The 16,339-nt window shown below is 63.9% G+C and carries 17 protein-coding genes; 3 read left to right on the top strand and 14 right to left on the bottom strand.

Annotation, left to right across the window (positions count from 1 at the left end; genetic code table 11):
• Window positions 1–149 precede the first annotated feature (149 nt).
• From LB541_RS02180 to LB541_RS02115, 14 genes are all read right to left on the bottom strand, one after another.
• A complete protein-coding gene (locus LB541_RS02180; protein WP_140514689.1) occupies window positions 150–776 on the bottom strand; it encodes a sarcosine oxidase subunit gamma in 627 nt (208 codons plus the stop codon).
• A complete protein-coding gene (locus tag LB541_RS02175; RefSeq protein WP_411908913.1) occupies window positions 769–3,747 on the bottom strand; it encodes a sarcosine oxidase subunit alpha in 2,979 nt (992 codons plus the stop codon). The genes LB541_RS02180 and LB541_RS02175 overlap by 8 nt, the downstream gene beginning before the upstream one ends.
• Before the next feature lie 249 nt (window positions 3,748–3,996).
• Window positions 3,997–4,272, bottom strand: a complete 276-nt coding sequence (locus LB541_RS02170) for a sarcosine oxidase subunit delta (RefSeq protein ID WP_140520863.1) — start codon at window positions 4,270–4,272, stop codon at window positions 3,997–3,999.
• 10 nt (window positions 4,273–4,282) lie between these two features.
• Complete coding sequence (locus LB541_RS02165) at window positions 4,283–5,536, bottom strand: sarcosine oxidase subunit beta family protein (RefSeq protein WP_140497859.1); 1,254 nt, start codon at window positions 5,534–5,536, stop codon at window positions 4,283–4,285.
• Window positions 5,537–5,571: 35 nt separating this feature from the next.
• Window positions 5,572–6,879 carry a type III glutamate--ammonia ligase gene (gene glnT, locus LB541_RS02160; RefSeq protein WP_140675070.1) on the bottom strand — a complete coding sequence of 436 codons (1,308 nt, stop codon included), beginning with the start codon at window positions 6,877–6,879 and terminating at the stop codon, window positions 5,572–5,574.
• A gap of 63 nt (window positions 6,880–6,942) precedes the next feature.
• Window positions 6,943–8,271 carry an FMN-binding glutamate synthase family protein gene (locus LB541_RS02155; protein ID WP_095771140.1) on the bottom strand — a complete coding sequence of 443 codons (1,329 nt, stop codon included), beginning with the start codon at window positions 8,269–8,271 and terminating at the stop codon, window positions 6,943–6,945.
• A gap of 6 nt (window positions 8,272–8,277) precedes the next feature.
• A complete protein-coding gene (locus LB541_RS02150) occupies window positions 8,278–9,009 on the bottom strand; it encodes a GXGXG domain-containing protein (protein ID WP_140551135.1) in 732 nt (243 codons plus the stop codon).
• A gap of 4 nt (window positions 9,010–9,013) precedes the next feature.
• The gene (locus LB541_RS02145) at window positions 9,014–9,910 is read right to left on the bottom strand and encodes a class II glutamine amidotransferase (protein ID WP_140685240.1); all 897 of its coding nucleotides are present in this window, start codon (window positions 9,908–9,910) and stop codon (window positions 9,014–9,016) included.
• Window positions 9,911–9,996: 86 nt separating this feature from the next.
• A complete protein-coding gene (locus LB541_RS02140; RefSeq protein ID WP_140497867.1) occupies window positions 9,997–10,326 on the bottom strand; it encodes a hypothetical protein in 330 nt (109 codons plus the stop codon).
• Entirely contained in the window at window positions 10,323–11,012 is a 690-nt protein-coding gene (locus LB541_RS02135) for a hypothetical protein (RefSeq protein WP_181167650.1), read from the bottom strand. Before LB541_RS02135 ends, LB541_RS02140 begins: the two co-directional genes overlap by 4 nt.
• Window positions 11,013–11,055: 43 nt before the next feature.
• Window positions 11,056–12,459: an APC family permease gene (locus LB541_RS02130; protein WP_140514701.1), complete on the bottom strand. Its 1,404-nt coding sequence runs from the start codon at window positions 12,457–12,459 to the stop codon at window positions 11,056–11,058.
• Window positions 12,460–12,473: 14 nt separating this feature from the next.
• On the bottom strand, window positions 12,474–12,635 hold the full coding sequence (locus LB541_RS02125; RefSeq protein WP_140514703.1) for a hypothetical protein: 162 nt from the start codon (window positions 12,633–12,635) through the stop codon (window positions 12,474–12,476).
• 14 nt (window positions 12,636–12,649) lie between these two features.
• Complete coding sequence (locus LB541_RS02120) at window positions 12,650–13,027, bottom strand: hypothetical protein (protein ID WP_140497873.1); 378 nt, start codon at window positions 13,025–13,027, stop codon at window positions 12,650–12,652.
• A 14-nt stretch (window positions 13,028–13,041) separates the two neighbouring features.
• Window positions 13,042–13,323 (bottom strand): hypothetical protein, encoded by a 282-nt coding sequence (locus tag LB541_RS02115; protein WP_140514705.1) that lies wholly within the window; start codon window positions 13,321–13,323, stop codon window positions 13,042–13,044.
• Window positions 13,324–13,606: 283 nt separating this feature from the next.
• Here LB541_RS02115 and LB541_RS02110 point away from each other — a divergent pair, with 283 nt between their 5' ends.
• The 3 genes from LB541_RS02110 to LB541_RS02100 are packed head-to-tail and all read left to right on the top strand — an operon-like array spanning window position 13,607 to window position 16,339.
• Entirely contained in the window at window positions 13,607–14,740 is a 1,134-nt protein-coding gene (locus LB541_RS02110) for an aminomethyltransferase family protein (protein ID WP_140497877.1), read from the top strand.
• A 40-nt stretch (window positions 14,741–14,780) separates the two neighbouring features.
• Window positions 14,781–15,377: a dimethylamine monooxygenase subunit DmmA family protein gene (locus LB541_RS02105; RefSeq protein ID WP_140497879.1), complete on the top strand. Its 597-nt coding sequence runs from the start codon at window positions 14,781–14,783 to the stop codon at window positions 15,375–15,377.
• A complete protein-coding gene (locus tag LB541_RS02100) occupies window positions 15,374–16,339 on the top strand; it encodes a PDR/VanB family oxidoreductase (RefSeq protein ID WP_224617698.1) in 966 nt (321 codons plus the stop codon). The genes LB541_RS02105 and LB541_RS02100 overlap by 4 nt, the downstream gene beginning before the upstream one ends.

Genomic DNA, 16,339 nt, shown 5'->3' with positions numbered 1-16,339 from the left:
CAGGGCGGTGGATCAGTGCCCGGCGCCGAGACGGTTGAGGGGGTGGGTGACGGCGTGCCGTCATTGCCAAGCTGGAGCGCCACTCATCCGACCTCGCTCCGCGAGGCCACCTTCTCCTACAAGGGGAGAAGGGAAGGGCGTGCGCAAAGCTACGTCACTTCCTCGGAATGGCTGATATCCACACCATATTCCGCCGCCGCATCGAGCATCGTGTGCCACAGGCTCTCGGCAAAGGTCGCGAAGACCAGAACGTTGAACACCGCCTGTCCGTCCGCCCGATCATTCCCACGCCAGAGCGTGACGCTGGTGTGATCCATCGAGGTTGCGGCGGCAGAGCCGACCGCGAACACACCGGCATGCAGATCGAGCGATGAAAGCTTGGCCAACATCGCCCGCGCCTTGTCACCGGAGATGCTGATCAGCGCCCGCGCATGCGACTGGTCGGACAGCGAAGCCGATCCGGCAAGCAGAGGAGCAAGCGCCTTCATCCCGTGCTTGCCACTCTTCGACAGCACGAAAAACTGATCCGGCCCGGACCAGATCAGCGTGGCGTCCGCAATCCGCACCGCCTTGGGCGCATCCGGACCGGCAATGCCGAAACACGCCGTCGCAGCCCTGGCCAGGTCACCCGCCTTGCCGCGGCGTGCCATCACTTGCACGAGGTCGAAATTGCGGATCTCGGTCAGCGAAACGCCGGTATCGCCCTGCGCGCCACGCGGACCGACGACCAGCGTGCGGTCGAGAGGGCTGCGCGCATCCCAGGTAAATTCAGCCACGCTGGCGCCCTCCATCCGGGTCGTAGAAGACGGGATTGCACAGTTCGACATCATACTCCTCTGCGCGCAGCGGATCGTGCGCGCGCACGGCCTCGCCGATACGCTCGCGACCACGTTCCACGAGAGCAAGCCCGATCCATTGATCCGATGTCGGCGAGAAGCAGACTGAGGTGACATAGCCCTGGTCGTTATCAGGTCCGGGCGTCTGGCCCTTCGGAACGATGTGCGCGCCGGAGCGCAGCCGCCGCGCCTTGTCGGTCGGCTTGATGCCGACGACGACCTGCCGGTCCGGCGCGACCAGTGCCTCGCGCCCGGCCATGACGCGGCCCACAAAATCCTTCTTGGTCGACATCATCTTGCCCAGGCCGAGGTCGGCGACCGTGGTCGTGCCGTTCAGTTCCGGTCCGGCGACATGGCCCTTTTCGATGCGCATGACGCCAAGAGCCTCGGTGCCGTATGGCGTCACGCCGAACGGCTTGCCGGCCAGCATCAGATTGCGCACGAGCGCCTCGCCATAGCGCGCCGGCACCGAAATTTCGAACGCCATTTCGCCGGAGAAAGAGATGCGGAACAGCCGCGCCTTGATGCCGCCGCGCAGCGCGACTTCGCGTGCACCCATGAAGGGGAAGCCCTCGTTCGACAGGTCCTCGGCCGGATCGACGATCTCCTTCAGCAGATCACGCGTCTTCGGCCCGGCGACCGAAAACTGCGCCCACTGGTCGGAGACCGAGGTCAGTTGCACATCGAGTTCCGGGAACAGCACCTGCCGGCAGAATTCGAGATGCTGCATCACCAGTCCGGCCTTGGCGGTGGTGGTGGTGAGGAAATAATGATCCTCGGCCAGCCGCGAGGTCGTGCCGTCGTCGTAGACGAACCCGTCCTCGCGCAGCATCAGCCCGTAGCGCGCCTTGCCGACGGCGAGGCTGGAGAAGGTGTTGATGTAGACGCGGTCGAGGAAGGCGCCGGCATCGGGGCCGTGCACGTCGATCTTGCCGAGCGTCGAGACATCGCAGAAGCCGACGCCGGAACGCACCGTCTTGACCTCGCGTGTGACGGATTCCAGCCAGTCCTTCTCGTCCGTGCGCGGATACCATTGCGCGCGCTTCCACAGGCCGGTGTCGACGAAGACGGCACCCTGTTCGGCGGCCCAGTGATGCGAGGGCGTCAGCCTTGTGGCGTGGAAAGTCTCGTCGCGGTGATGGCCGGCAAAGGCGCCGATCGCGACCGGCACATAGGGCGGGCGGTAGATCGTCGTGCCGGTTTCGGGAATGGACTTGCCCGACACCGCAGCCATGATGGCGAGGCCGGCGACGTTGGAGGTCTTGCCCTGGTCGGTCGCCATGCCGAGCGTCGTGTAGCGCTTCAGATGCTCGACCGATTCAAAGCCCTCACGCTGTGCGAGTTCGATGTCGGAAGCTGTGACATCGTGCTGCTGGTCGACGAACGCCTTGCCCTTGCCGGCGACATGCCAGAGCGGCGTCAACGAGAACGCCTCGTCATCGGCAGTCGGCGCTGTGCCGGCCTTGCCGCAGCGCCCGGCGTCGAGCGCGGCCGCCGCGCCTGCTGCAAACCCTCCCGCCAGGCAGGCGCCGAGACCGAACGAGCCATTGGCTGCACCGGCGGCGACCATGCCGGGAGGCGCTCCGTCGGGCACGAAGGCGGCGATGTCGTCGCGCCATTTCGGCCGGCCGCGATGATAGGAGGTGAGCCCGACCGCCGGGTTCCAGCCGCCGGAGACGGCAAGCCCGTCCGCTTCCACTTCGGCTCGCGCGCCGCCGGTGAGAGAGACGGAGATTTTCCTCACACCGTCCTTGCCGCCGTCCGCACGGCTGACGGCGCCATGCAGCACCGGGAAGCCGCTCTTCGAGGCGAGCGAACGATGGGCGGGCGAGACGTCAGGCCGTGCGTCGATGACCGCCGCAATCTGCAAGCCTGCGCCGAGTACTGTCTCGACCGTGCGCCAGCCATCCTCATTGTTGGTGAACAGCGCGATGCGTTTTGCCGGCGCGGCGGCATAGCGCGCGACATAGGTCCGCATGGCCGAAGCCATCATCACGCCGGGCGTATCGTTGCCGGCAAAGACGACCGGCCGCTCGAGGGCGCCGGCCGCGACGACGCAACGCCTGGACACGATGCGCCACATGCGCTGGCGCACCTGGTGCTCGGGCGGCGAGGGCAGATGGTCGTTGACCCGCTCGATCGCGCCATAGGTGCCGCCATCGTAGACGCCGAACAGCGTCGTGCGGGTCATGATGCGGACATCGGGCATTGCCTCGAGTTCCGCCAGGGTTCGCGACAGCCACTCGGCTGCCGGCAGCCCGTCGATCGTGCCGCCATCCGAGAGCAGGCGGCCGCCGGGAATAAAATCCTCTTCGCACAGGATGACGCGGGCGCCGGAGCGGCCGGCGGCAAGGGCCGCCGCAAGCCCGGTCGGGCCGGAGCCGGCGATCAGCACGTCGCAATGCGCCCAGGCCTTGTCATAGTGGTCGGGATCGGCAACGCCGGCGGCGCGGCCGAGGCCTGCGGCGCGGCGGATCGCCGGCTCGTAGATCGCCTCCCAGAATTTGGCCGGCCACATGAAGGTCTTGTAGTAGAAGCCGGCGACGAAGATCGGCGCGAAGAGCTGGTTGACCGACATCACGTCGAAATGGAGCGACGGCCAGCGGTTCTGGCTGGCGGCCTCGAGCCCTTCATAGAGCTCGGCGGTCGTGGCCTTGGTGTTCGGCTCGCGGCGTGCGCCGGTGCGCAGTTCGACCAGCGCGTTGGGCTCTTCCGAGCCGGCGGTCAGAATGCCGCGCGGACGGTGGTATTTGAACGAGCGGCCGACCAGCTTGACGCCGTTGGCGATCAGCGCCGACGCCAGCGTGTCGCCCTCGAAGCCGAAGAACGTCTTGCCATCGAAGCGGAAGCTCAGCGGTGACGAACGATCGACGAGGCCGCCAGTGGAGAGACGATTGGACTGGGAGGAAATCACGATGCAGCCCCATGCACTGGCGTCGCGCTGCCCCTCATCGCCCTGCCGCTTCTTACCCTCCCCCTGGTGGGGAGGGTCGCTGCGAAGCAGCGGGGTGGGGGGGCGGCGCCGCCCCCCCCCCCCCCCCCCCCCCCCCCCCCCCCCCGGCCGCGCCGACCCCCACCCGGACTTGCGGTCCGACCTCCCCACAAGGGGGAGGTAAAGACGTACCGGCCTTCACCGCGGCGCTGAGCTGGACAGAAAAATTCATTTCGCAACCTGCCTCGCCCCGGCGCCCGCCGCCGGCTCCACGGCCGAAATTTCGTGCGTCAGCGTGTTGCGGGTGACCTTCAGCCACGCTCGGCAGCCGCCGCCGTGGTACCAATTCTCGTCCATCACGCCGGCGACATTGTCGCGCAGGTAAACGTAGTCGAAGACGTCGTCCTCCGAAGCGCCAGCCTCCGGACGCATCGGCTTGGCGTCGCCGAGATAGGTGAACTCGCCGAGGTCGCGTTCGCCGCAGAAGGGACAGGTGATGCGCATGGCAGGGCCTTCAGTGCAGGTTCGGTTGGGCGCCCTGGCCCTTTTCGTCTATCATCGCACCAGACCGGAACCGGTCGAGGCGAAAGCGGGCGGCCTCCTTGTGGGATTGGTCGCGGGCCAGCAGGTGGGCAAAGACGAGGCCTGAGCCCGGCGTCGCCTTGAAGCCGCCATAGCACCAGCCGGCATTGAGGTAGAGCCCGTCGACCGGCGTCTTGTCGATGATCGGCGAGCCGTCCATCGACATGTCCATGATGCCGCCCCACTGGCGCAGCAGGCGCACGCGGCCGATCATCGGCATCAGCGCCATGCCGCCTTCGCAGACGTCTTCCATCACAGGCAAATTGCCGCGCTGGGCGTAGGAATTGTAGCCGTCTATGTCGCCGCCGAAGACCAGGCCGCCCTTGTCCGACTGGCTGACGTAGAAATGGCCGGCGCCGAACGTCATCACATTGGGGATGAGCGGCTTGATCGCCTCGGAGACGAAGGCCTGCAGCACATGGCTTTCGATCGGCAGGCGCAGGCCCGCCATCGCGGCGACACGCGAGGAGGAGCCCGCGACGGCCATGCCGACTTTCCCGGCGCCGATCTTGCCACGCGAGGTCTCGACGCCGGTCACCTTGCCGTTGGCGTCGCGCACGAAGCCCGTCACTTCGCAATTCTGGATGATGTCGACGCCGAGCGCGCTCGCCGCATGGGCGTAGCCCCAGACCACCGCGTCGTGCCGCGCCGTGCCGCCGCGCCGCTGCAAGAGCCCGCCTTGCACGGGAAAGCGCGCATTGTCGAAATTCAGGAACGGCATCATCTTCTTGACCGCGGCAAGGTCGAGCAATTCGGCATCGATGCCGTTGATGCGCATCGTGTTGCCGCGCCGCGCATAGGCATCGCGCTGCGCATCGGAATGGTAGAGATTGATGACGCCGCGCTGGCTGACCATCGTGTTGTAGTTGAGGTCCTGCTCCATCCGTTCCCACAGCTTCATGGACAATTCGTAGAAGCCGGTGTTGCCGGGCAGGCCGTAATTGGAGCGGATGATGGTGGTGTTGCGGCCGGCATTGCCGGAGCCGATCCAGCCCTTTTCCAGCACGGCCACATTCCTGATGCCGTACTCGCTGGCGAGGAACCAGGCGGTGGCCAGACCATGCCCGCCGCCGCCGATGATCACCACGTCGTAGCGGTCCTTCGGGCTGGCGTCGCGCCAGGTGCGCTGCCAGTTCTTGTGGCCGGAGAAGGCGGCGCGGGCGAGCGAGAAGATCGAATATTTCATACGTTCATTCCGAGGTCGCTCGCACGCTGCGCCGGTCAGATATCCAGCGTGTGGTCGCGCTCCCATTGCGTGAAGTGCGAAGCATAGGAATTCCATTCCTGGTGCTTCAGCTTTAGATAAGCCGACGAGAATTCCTCACCCAGCGCCGTCTTGAGCGATTTGTCATTGTCGAATTCGCGCAACGCGTCGAGCAGGTTGAGCGGCAATTTCGGCGCGCCCTCCACCGTGTGACCATGCTGGTACATGTCGATGTCGTAGCGCCTGCCGGGATCGGCCTTGGAGCGGATGCCGTCGAGGCCGGCGGCGATGATGACGGCTTGCAGCAGATAAGGGTTGGCCGCGCCATCAGGCAGCCGCAGCTCGAAGCGGCCGGGGCCGGGCACGCGCACCATGTGGGTGCGGTTGTTGCCGGTCCAGGTCACCGTGTTCGGCGCCCAGGTGGCGCCCGAAATGGTGCGAGGCGCGTTGATGCGCTTGTAGGAATTGACGGTCGGGTTGGTGATGGCGGCGAGAGCCGAGGCATGTTTCATGATGCCGCCGAGGAAGTGCTTACCGTTGGCCGACAGGCCGAGCTCCATCGAATTGTCGGCAAAGACATTGGTCTTGCCTGATTTGTCCCACACCGAGATGTGCGCATGGCAGCCATTGCCGGTCAGTCCCTGGAAGGGCTTGGGCATAAAAGTGGCGCGCAGGCCGTGCTTTTCCGCGATCGACTTGACCATGAACTTGAAGAAAGAATGCTTATCGGCGGTCGCCAGCGCATCGTCGAAGGCCCAGTTCATCTCGAACTGGCCGTTGGCATCCTCGTGGTCGTTCTGGTAGGCGCCCCAGCCGAGCGCCAGCATGTGGTCGCAGATCTCGGCGATGACGTCGTAGCGGCGCATCAACGCTTGCTGGTCGTAGCATGGTTTCGCCGCCGTATCATATTCGTCGGAGATCGTTTTGCCGTCGGGCGAGATCAGGAAGAATTCCGCCTCGACGCCGGTCTTGACATGCATGCCGTCGTTAGCGGCTTCCGCGATCAGTCGCTTAAGCGTGTTGCGCGGTGCCTGGTCGACCTCCTTGTCGTCCATGATGCAGTTGGCGGCGACCCAGGCGACGTCAGGCTTCCAGGGCAGCTGGATAACCGAATTCGGATCCGGCACCGCCAGCATGTCGGGATGTGCCGGCGTGAGGTCGAGCGAGGTAGCGAAACCGGCGAAGCCGGCGCCATCCTTCTGCATATCTGATATCGCCTGCGCCGGCACCAGCTTGGCGCGTTGCCCGCTGAACAGGTCGGTGTAGGAGATCATGAAATATTTGACGTTTTTCGCCCTTGCGAACTCTGCAAGATCAACTGTCACGGAAGTTCCCCATTTTTTGTCGATTGTTGGCCCTAGAGCATATGGCCTTCGGCCCTTTGTTGATCAGAAGCCGTTCTTCCCCGGTATCCAGTTGGTGCCGGCCAGCGGCACGCCGGCCATCGCGGCGGCCTCGATCGTGAGCGCGACGAGATCCTCGGGTTCGAGATTGTGCAGGCTGTTCTTGCCGCAAGCGCGGGCGATGGTCTGCGCCTCCAGCGTCATCACCTTGAGATAGTTCGCCAGCCGGCGGCCGGCGGCCACCGGATCGACCCGCTTCATCAGTTCGGGATCCTGCGTGGTGATGCCGGCCGGGTCGCGGCCCTCGTGCCAATCGTCATAGGCGCCTGATGTGGTGCCGAGCTCGTTGTACTCCGCCTCCCAGCGGGGATCGTTGTCGCCGAGCGCGACAAGGGCAGCCGTGCCGATGGAGACCGCGTCGACGCCGAGCGCCAGCGCCTTGGCGACATCGGCGCCGTTGCGGATGCCGCCCGAGACGATCAGCTGCACCTTGCGATGCATGCCGAGATCCTGCAGCGCCTGCACCGCCGGCCTGATGCAAGCGAGCGTCGGCTGGCCGACATTCTCGATGAACACTTCCTGCGTCGCCGCCGTGCCGCCCTGCATGCCGTCGACGACGACGACGTCGGCGCCGGCCTTCACCGCAAGCGCTGTGTCGTAATAGGGGCGGGCGCCGCCGACCTTGACGTAAATCGGCTTTTCCCAGTCGGTGATTTCGCGCAGTTCGAGAATCTTGATCTCGAGATCGTCCGGCCCGGTCCAGTCGGGATGGCGCGAGGCCGAGCGCTGGTCGATGCCCTTGGGCAGCGTGCGCATCTCGGCGACGCGATCGGAGATCTTCTGGCCGAGCAGCATGCCGCCGCCGCCGGGCTTGGCGCCCTGGCCGACGACGACCTCGATGGCATCGGCGCGGCGCAGATCGCGCAAATTCATGCCGTAGCGCGACGGCAGGTATTGGTAGACGAGCTGCTTGGAATGGCCGCGCTCTTCCTCGGTCATGCCGCCGTCGCCGGTCGTGGTCGAGGTGCCCGACAGCGTCGCGCCGCGCCCGAGCGCTTCCTTGGCCGGGCCCGACAGCGAGCCGAAGCTCATGCCGGCGATGGTGATCGGGATTTTCAGCTCGATCGGCTTCTTGGCATGGCGTGAGCCCAACACGACTGATGTGTCGCAGCGCTCGCGATAGCCTTCGAGCGGATAGCGCGAGATCGATGCGCCCAGGAACAGAAGGTCGTCGAAATGCGGCAGCTTGCGCTTGGCGCCGGCGCCCCGGATGTCATAGATGCCGGTGGCCGCGGCGCGGCGGATCTCGGAAAGCGTGTAGTCGTCGAAAGTCGCGGATTTGCGCGGCGTCGTCGGCGGGTTGCGATAGGTCATGCTGCCTCAATACGCGTCGGCGTTGTCGATATTGAAATTGTATAGCGTGCGCGCCGAGCCGTAGCGCTTGAATTCAGACGGCTTGACACCGGTGACGCCGGCACGATCGAGCAGGCCCTGCAGCAGTTCCAGGTGTTCGGGCCGCATTTCCTTGGCGATGCAGTCGGCGCCCAGGCTGTCGACCTTGCCGCGCACGAACAGCCGTGCCTCGTAGATGGAATCGCCGAGCGCGTCGCCGGCATCGCCCAGCACCACCAGATTGCCGGACTGCGCCATGAAGGCCGACATATGGCCGATATTGCCGTGCACGACGATGTCGATGCCTTTCATCGAAATGCCGCACCGCGAGGACGCATTGCCCTCGATGACGAGCAGCCCGCCCTTGCCGGTGGCGCCGGCATACTGGCTGGCGTCGCCTTTGACTGTTATCGACCCCGACATCATGTTTTCGCCGACGCCGGGTCCCGCCGAACCATGCACGGTGATGGCACTGCCGGAATTCATGCCGCCACAGTAATAGCCGACGCTGCCGCGCACATCGATGCTGACCGGCTGGTCGACGCCGACGGCGACCGAATGGCTGCCCTTCGGGTTCAACACTTCCCAGGCGGTCTCGTTCGAGCCTGGCGTCAGATTGTGCAGTGCCTGGTTGAGCTCGCGCAACGACATCTGGTCCAGGTCGAACACCCGGGAGGCATGGTCGCTCGCCGCCGCGGTTGAAAGTTTTGTTGCCGGCATGAACTCAATGCTCCCAGAAATAGACGGTTGCGGGTTCCGGTTCCCAGACTCTCGCATTGTCTATGCCGGGCAGTTTGGTCAGCGCGCGATATTCCGAGCCGAAGGCGACATACTGGTCCGTTTCGGCCATCACGGCGGGCTTGCAGGCGATCGGGTCGCGCACCACGCCGAAGCCGTTCTTGGTGCCGACGACGAAGGTGAAGAAACCGTCGAGATCTGAGAGGGTGCCCTTCAGCGCCTCGCCGAGGTTCTTGCCATGCGCCATCTGGGAGGAGAGATAGGCGGCCGCCACTTCGGTGTCGTTCTCGGTCTCGAATTTCATGCCTTCGCGGACCAGTTCGCGGCGAACGTTGTTGTGGTTGGACAGCGAGCCATTGTGCACCAGGCACTGGTCGGCGCCGGTCGAGAACGGATGCGCGCCCATCGTCGTCACCGCCGATTCCGTCGCCATGCGGGTGTGCCCGATGCCATGCGTTCCGGTCATCCCACGGATGTCGAAGCGGTCGACCACAGCCTCGGGCAAGCCGACTTCCTTGTATATTTCCACGGCTTCGCCGGCACCCATGATGCGGATGTCGGGCCTGAGCGACTGGATGGTCTCACGCGCGGCATCGACCTTTTCGGGCGTGGTCCTGATGACGGCATGCGTCGATTTTACCATGACGCTCACCGGCACGCCGAGCGCCTTGGTGAGTTCGGCGTCCAGTCCACGGAAATCACGCTCCGGCCTCGGCGACTGGATGGTGATCTTGGCCTCGTTGCGGGACGGCGCGCCATAGATCGCGATGCCGGCGCTGTCGGGTCCGCGATCGCTGAGCGATACCAGCATCTGCGACAACATCGCACCGAGCTGCGGCTCCAGCGCTTTGTCCTTCAGGAAAAGTCCAACGATTCCGCACATGCCAGCCTCCAGACCCTTTGTAGCTAAAAATGATGTATCGAATGAGTTCGGGGAATTCAATTGGTATGAAAAAAATATTCCTCTCGTTACGCGTTGTGTTTTGTCCCATCCGGCGGCCCATCGCCTTGTCGGCGCATGGAATGGGCCCATTTGGCGGTCCGGATACGAGCCATCTTGTAGGCGTCGAGGATCGACAGCGCATAGATCAGGAAGCCGCCGGCGTGGCGGCCGACAAAGCTGGCGTCGGGCGGGGCGATCTTCGCCGTCACCCAGGCCAGGATGACCATGAAGAAAAGAAACTGCAGGCCGCGCGTCGGAACGCCCAGCATGACGTGGCCGCTGCCCGGCAGCAGGGTTGCCGCGCCCAGGACGATATATGGGCTGGTAGGTCCGGGCGAGGGGGTTGCGCCGGTCATGCCGCTTTCCGTTCGTTCCTGTTGATCGCGTCGCGCAGTCCCGAAAGGGATACGAGCAGCCGCGAGATCAGCGCCGGGTCGATTTGCGCGTCACCGAAAGCGGCTTGCCGGAAGACACCGTAGCGGGCCCGCTCGGCCTCGGCCAGCAGCCAGACGATACGCACACCCTTTGGCGTGATCAGTAGCTCCTTGGCGCGTCCTTCTGAAAAGGGCTCCAGATGGTCGGCGATGATGTTTTGCGGGAAGCGCACGCCTCTGCGGTCCGTTCGAAGCACCGCCTCGGCGGGAAAGCCGGGCGCCTTCGGCAGCGTGTGGTCGAGATGGTCGAAATTGGAGAATGTCGTCGGCGAGCCCGGCCGCATCATCATGTCGAACGTGCCGGGCACGACTGTTTTCTCCGTTATCGATACGCTGAGCCAGCGCGCCGGCAGCTTTCTCGTCGCCAGCGTGTCGACGATGGTGCGCAGCTGCACGCGCTGGCCATTCCACGAGCCTTCCCAGGTGATGACGCCGGCAGTACCGTCCGAGACATCTTCGGCGTCGGCAATGACGGCGCGGATGCTGGCCTGGTCGGCGGCGCGTGCCACGGCAGCCCTGTTGCGGCTGCGGCGTGCCAGCCAGGCAAAATGCAGGACGAGAGCCAGGACAGCCGCCCCGGCAAGCAGTGCTGACGTCACCTCGGACATTTCGTCATGCCAGGCCCGCCCAATTCGGACGGGCCTACTCCCATCAATAGCCCTGCGGTTTCGGCCACGGCATGGTGAACTGGTCGCCGCGCCGCACGAATTTGTAGCGGTAGAAATGGAACCACAGCGAGATCAGGAAATAGAACGCGACCATGGCGATGAGCTGCGAGCCGAAGCCGAGGAAGATGGCGAAGAAGGTGACCACGCACAGGCAGAACAAGACGATCGCCGGCAGCGGGTGAAAGGGATGCGTGTAGCCGCGGCGGATCGAACCCAGAGGCCACTTCTTCCGGAACATCATGATGTTGATGCTCATGAACGTATATTGCAGCACGCCGGACAGGATCGAGAAGGTGATTGCCTGGTTGAGGTCGGCGATAAAGGCGAAGGCGAGCGCGATCGGCAGCAGGAACAGGATCGAGCGGTAGGGCGTGCGGTATCTCGGGTGCACCGCCGAGAACCAGCTCGGCAGGTAGCGATCGCGGCCGAGCGAGAACCAGGCGCGCGCCGCGTCGTTGATGCAACCATTGGCGGACGCCAGTGCGGCAAGCAGCGTGGCGATGAACAGCAGGTTTTCCAGCAGCGGGTTGCCGGTCAGCTTGCCGGCGTCCCACAGCGGATAATAAGTGATGCCGAGATATTCCCAGGGCATCAGCGAGGCGCAGACATACCAAGTCATGGCGGCGGCGATCAGAAGCGTGATCATGCCGGCCATCGTGCCATAAGGCAGCGAGCGCGCGGGCGAGCGCACTTCCTCGGCCGCCTGCGTGGTGCCCTCGATGCCGAGATAGTACCAGATGCCGAACTGGAAAGCGGCGATGACGCCGATCCAGCCATAGGGCAGCGCATTGTCCGGGGTGACCAATTCGTTGAGCTTCAGCACCGCGCCTTGCGTCCACGGGCTGACCGAGAAGAACAGGATGACGATGGAGATATAGGCGATCGCGGTGATGACGAAGTTGACGTTGAGCGTCATCAGCACGCCGCGATAGTTGAGCCATGCCAGGACGACGATGGTGGCGGCGATGAAGGAGTTGTGGGTGAGACCCTCGACGCCCGCCTTGGCGACGATCGTGTCGCCGAGCAGGATGGCGTCCGACACTTCGAGCATCGTGTAGGCAAAGACCAGGAACAGCGCGACGTTGAAGGCCATCAGCGGCCCGACGATGTGCTTGGCCTGCGCATATTGGCCGCCCGCGGCGGCGACCGTCGACGTCACTTCGGAATCGATCATGGCGACCGAGGTATAGAGCAGCCCGACGACCCAGCAGACAATCAGCGCGGCAAGCGCGCCGCCCTTGTCGGCGGAGAAATTCCAGCCGGTGAACTCGCCGACCAGGACGATGCCCACACCCAACGCCCAGACATGGGCCGGGCCAAGCACCCGAAGCAGCGAGACCCTGTCGCCATTTGTTGCCGAACCCGCAGTTTCAACCACGACCGTCATCGATCAATCCCCACTCAGATCCGGTGTTTTTCGGAAGCGGCTTCAAGTTCGCCTTCGCGCGAGGACGTCAGCATATCCTCGGAGTAGGTCGTATCGACCTTGAACCAATCGTAGAGCATCCACAGCGCAAGCACGATCGAGATGCCCCAGCATGCGTAAGAGAGTACTATCCACATGGTCTGTCCCCGGATTATTTCTCGTCGAACTTCTCGTTGATGACGTCGCGATATTCACGGTCGGATGCCCGGAACAGGAACACGAAATAACCGATCAACACGGCTGCCATGACAACCAGCGTCGGCCAGTCGATGATGTAGTGGAAACGATTCTGGATGATGTCGTGCGCGGTCTCGGGCGTATAGCCGAGCCTTTCCCAGATCGAGGCCATGGTCGGGTTCTGGCCGAGCGCCTCCCAAGTCTTGGCGTCGAGCGCATCGATGGACTTGGCTGCTCCCGCCAATCCGAGTTTCAGCGGCAGCCACAGCGCCACGAAGATGGCGACCACGACGACGGCGATATCGAAGACCTGCCCGGCCTTGCTCTGTTGCGGCGGCGTGTAGCGGGACATGCTTCTCTCCCCTCTCAGGATTTGCGGTTGCGGTCGTAATTCTTGATGTCGAGCCCGTAGATGAACTCCTTGTCTTCCTTGTAGTGGTTGACCATGGCCAGGATCGCCGCCGTGTTGAAGATCAGCACCGCGGCGGCGGCAATCGCGACGACGGCCTTGATGCCGTCATGCGGGATATGCGGCCATGTCATGAAGAGGACGAAGAGGATCGTCGCCCACAGGCAGACGATCAGGAGCGCGGATCCGCGCAAGTCGGAACGGTACAGCGCCTCGATGCGCTGCTGCAGGTCTGACATCGGTTTTCCCCTTTTTCGACGTCCGGTTCCGAATCCACCGCCCGCCGTTCTCTTTCAAGAGAGTGAAATTTTTTTCATAAATTCAGACCGAATTCGGAAATTGTCAAGACGAATTTACGCAGAGTTAACCGACTTGTTCGGATGACGAATTTTGCCTGACAATGAAATTATTTGCTTTCAGGGGATTGCAGGCCCCACGCGTTTGCGATCAATATTCGCTCAAAGCTCCAGCCCGCGCGCACAGGAGCAGGGAACATAATCAAAATATCGAACGGAGGATCGGATGACGGCATCCTGGAGATTTTCAACCCTGGCGGATCGCCATCGCGCGCTGGGTTCGAAACTCGAAGACTGGAGCGGCATGGGCACCGCCTGGACCTACGACAAGGATGCCGACGAGGAATACATCGCTATCCGCACCAAGGCCGGGCTGATGGATGTCTCGGGCCTGAAGAAGGTCCACATCACAGGCCCGCACGCCTCGCACCTCATCGATCTCGCCACCACGCGCGACGTCGAAAAAATCTATCCCGGCAAATCGGCCTATGCCTGCATGCTCAACGAGGCGGGAAAATTCACCGACGACTGCATCCTCTACCGCACCGGGCCGAATAGCTGGATGGTGGTGCATGGCTCGGGAACCGGACATGAGGAGTTGCAGCGGGCGGCGATGGGCAGGGACGTGTCGCTGCGCTTCGACGACAATCTGCACGACCTCTCGCTGCAGGGGCCGGCGGCGGTCGACTATCTTGCCAGGCACGTGCCGGGCATTCGCGACCTCAACTATTTCCATCACATGCAGACGCAGCTCTTCGGTTTTCCGGTGATGATCTCGCGCACCGGCTATACCGGCGAGCGCGGCTATGAAATCTTCTGCCGCGGCCAGGATGCCGGCACGATCTGGGACAGGATCCTCGACGAGGGCAAGAGCGCCGGCATCATCCCGTGCCGCTTCACTACGCTCGACATGCTGCGCGTCGAGAGCTATCTCCTGTTCTATCCCTACGACAATTCGCAGAAATATCCGTTCGAGAATGAAGGCCCCGGCGACACGCTGTGGGAACTCGGCCTCGACTTCACCGTCAGCCCGGGAAAGACCGGCTTTCGCGGCGCCGAGGAGCACTACCGTCTCAAGGGCAAGGAGCGCTTCAAGATCTATGGCGTGTTGCTCGACGGCAAGGAGCCGGCCGACGAGGGCGCCCCGGTCTATCGCGATGGGAAGAAAGTCGGCGTCGTCACCTGCGCCATGTATTCGCCGCTGGTCGAGAAATCGATGGGCATCGCCCGCCTCGACGTCGACTGCGCCGTCAAGGACACAAGGCTCGAGATCCGCAACAGGAGCGGATCGATCAAGGCGACGGCGCAGCCATTGCCGTTCGACGACCCAAAGAAGACCAAGCGCACGGCGAAAGGCTGAGGCATAGTCGAAGGCGAGGGTTCGAGGCACGAAGCAGAGAATGGCAGCCAAGTCGATCATCAGCCGGCCCGTCTACGGAACCTTGTCTCCGCAGCCCGGCAAGCACCATCTTTTCATCGCCGATGCCGAGGGTGCGCTCGCGATAGCGGACATGGCCAAAACGGCTCCGGACGGGTTCTTCGACGGTGCCGAGATCGTCTTCATTCCCGGGCCGGACGACAGGCAAGTCGCCGCTCTCGAAGCGCTGAAACCGGCGCGCTTCCACCAGGCGCCGTCCTTCGCCAGTCTGCTGCCGCGGCTGAAACAGACGCTTGATAACGCGCATATGGGCCTGCGCCTCTATCTCGCCGGTACCGAAGGGCTGATCGGCCAGGCCATGCAGGTGGCGCTCGATGCCGGCATCGACCACACCGCGATCCAGACCGAACATCGCGGCTCGCTGGCGCGCCGCGTGCAGTGCGTGCATTGCAAGGGCATCACCGAGAATGTAACGACGCAACCCGCCACCTGCTCGCATTGCGGCCTGCTACTTCTGGTACGCGACCACTATTCGCGGCGGCTGGCGGCGTTCCAGGGCGTCTGCATCAATGCCGAGGATCGCAGCGAAATTCCTCCGTTCGAGGAGGTCTTCCGATGAGCACCGGCACCACCAAACTCGACGTCGTCGTCAGCGATGTTGTCCCCGTCAACGAGCTGGTCACCCGCTTTCATTTCCGCCGCCGCGACGGCGAGCTGTTGCCGACCTTTTCAGGCGGCGCCCATGTCGTGGTCGAGATGCGCGACGGCGACCGCACAAGGCTCAATCCCTATTCGCTGATGGGCTCGCCGCTCGACACGCGCGAATACACGATCTCGATACGTCGCGACGATGTCGGCCGGGGCGGCTCGCTGTTTATGCACCGGAGCGTCAAGCCCGGCCTGGAGATGGTGATCTCCTATCCAGTCAATCTGTTCTCACTCGATCTCCGGGCGAAGAAACATTTGATGCTGGCGGGCGGCATCGGCATCACGCCCTTCATGGCCCAGACCGCGCAGTTGGCAGGCGAGGGCGGCAATTTCGAACTGCACTACACCTGCCGCACGGCTTCGCTCGGCACCTATGCCGATGTGCTGCAACAGCGCTACGGCCGCCGGGTCCGGCTCTATCACGACGACCGCGGGGAACGCATCGACCTCGACCGGCTGCTGTCGTCGCAGCCGCTCGGCACGCATCTCTATGTCTGCGGTCCGGCAGGCATGATCGGCTGGGTGCGCGAGCGCGCCGCCGCGCTTGGCTGGCCACCGGAGACCGTGCATTTCGAGCATTTCGCGGCGCCGCAACCGGGATTGCCCTTCGATGTGACGCTGGCCGTCAGCGGCAAGACCATCCGCGTCGGCGAGCAGCAGAGCCTGCTCGAGGCGATCGAGGCGGCCGGCGTCGATCCACCCTATCTTTGTCGCGGCGGCGTCTGCGGCCAGTGCGAAACCAACGTCATCTCGTCCGACGGCAAGTTCATCCACAACGACCATTGGCTGAGCGAGGAAGATCATCGCTCCGGCTGCAAGATCATGCCGTGCGTGTCGCGCTTCGAAGGCAAATCGCTGGTCTTGGAAAGATAG

Source organism: Mesorhizobium sp. BR1-1-15 (assembly GCF_020165475.1).
GTDB lineage: Bacteria > Pseudomonadota > Alphaproteobacteria > Rhizobiales > Rhizobiaceae > Mesorhizobium.
Note: the sequence above shows the minus strand (reverse complement) of the source record. Positions and strands in the feature narration are given on the sequence as shown.

Bases quoted from the DNA above. Each gene is read 5' to 3' on its own strand.
- LB541_RS02170 (WP_140520863.1), bottom strand. From the start codon at position 4,272: ATGCGCATCACCTGTCCCTTCTGCGGCGAACGCGACCTCGGCGAGTTC.
- LB541_RS02165 (WP_140497859.1), bottom strand. From the start codon at position 5,536: ATGAAATATTCGATCTTCTCGCTCGCCCGCGCCGCCTTCTCCGGCCAC.
- LB541_RS02155 (WP_095771140.1), bottom strand. From the start codon at position 8,271: ATGACCTATCGCAACCCGCCGACGACGCCGCGCAAATCCGCGACTTTC.
- LB541_RS02150 (WP_140551135.1), bottom strand. From the start codon at position 9,009: ATGCCGGCAACAAAACTTTCAACCGCGGCGGCGAGCGACCATGCCTCC.
- LB541_RS02145 (WP_140685240.1), bottom strand. From the start codon at position 9,910: ATGTGCGGAATCGTTGGACTTTTCCTGAAGGACAAAGCGCTGGAGCCG.
- LB541_RS02140 (WP_140497867.1), bottom strand. From the start codon at position 10,326: ATGACCGGCGCAACCCCCTCGCCCGGACCTACCAGCCCATATATCGTC.
- LB541_RS02135 (WP_181167650.1), bottom strand. From the start codon at position 11,012: ATGTCCGAGGTGACGTCAGCACTGCTTGCCGGGGCGGCTGTCCTGGCT.
- LB541_RS02130 (WP_140514701.1), bottom strand. From the start codon at position 12,459: ATGACGGTCGTGGTTGAAACTGCGGGTTCGGCAACAAATGGCGACAGG.
- LB541_RS02125 (WP_140514703.1), bottom strand. From the start codon at position 12,635: ATGTGGATAGTACTCTCTTACGCATGCTGGGGCATCTCGATCGTGCTT.
- LB541_RS02120 (WP_140497873.1), bottom strand. From the start codon at position 13,027: ATGTCCCGCTACACGCCGCCGCAACAGAGCAAGGCCGGGCAGGTCTTC.
- LB541_RS02115 (WP_140514705.1), bottom strand. From the start codon at position 13,323: ATGTCAGACCTGCAGCAGCGCATCGAGGCGCTGTACCGTTCCGACTTG.
- LB541_RS02110 (WP_140497877.1), top strand. From the start codon at position 13,607: ATGACGGCATCCTGGAGATTTTCAACCCTGGCGGATCGCCATCGCGCG.
- LB541_RS02105 (WP_140497879.1), top strand. From the start codon at position 14,781: ATGGCAGCCAAGTCGATCATCAGCCGGCCCGTCTACGGAACCTTGTCT.
- LB541_RS02100 (WP_224617698.1), top strand. From the start codon at position 15,374: ATGAGCACCGGCACCACCAAACTCGACGTCGTCGTCAGCGATGTTGTC.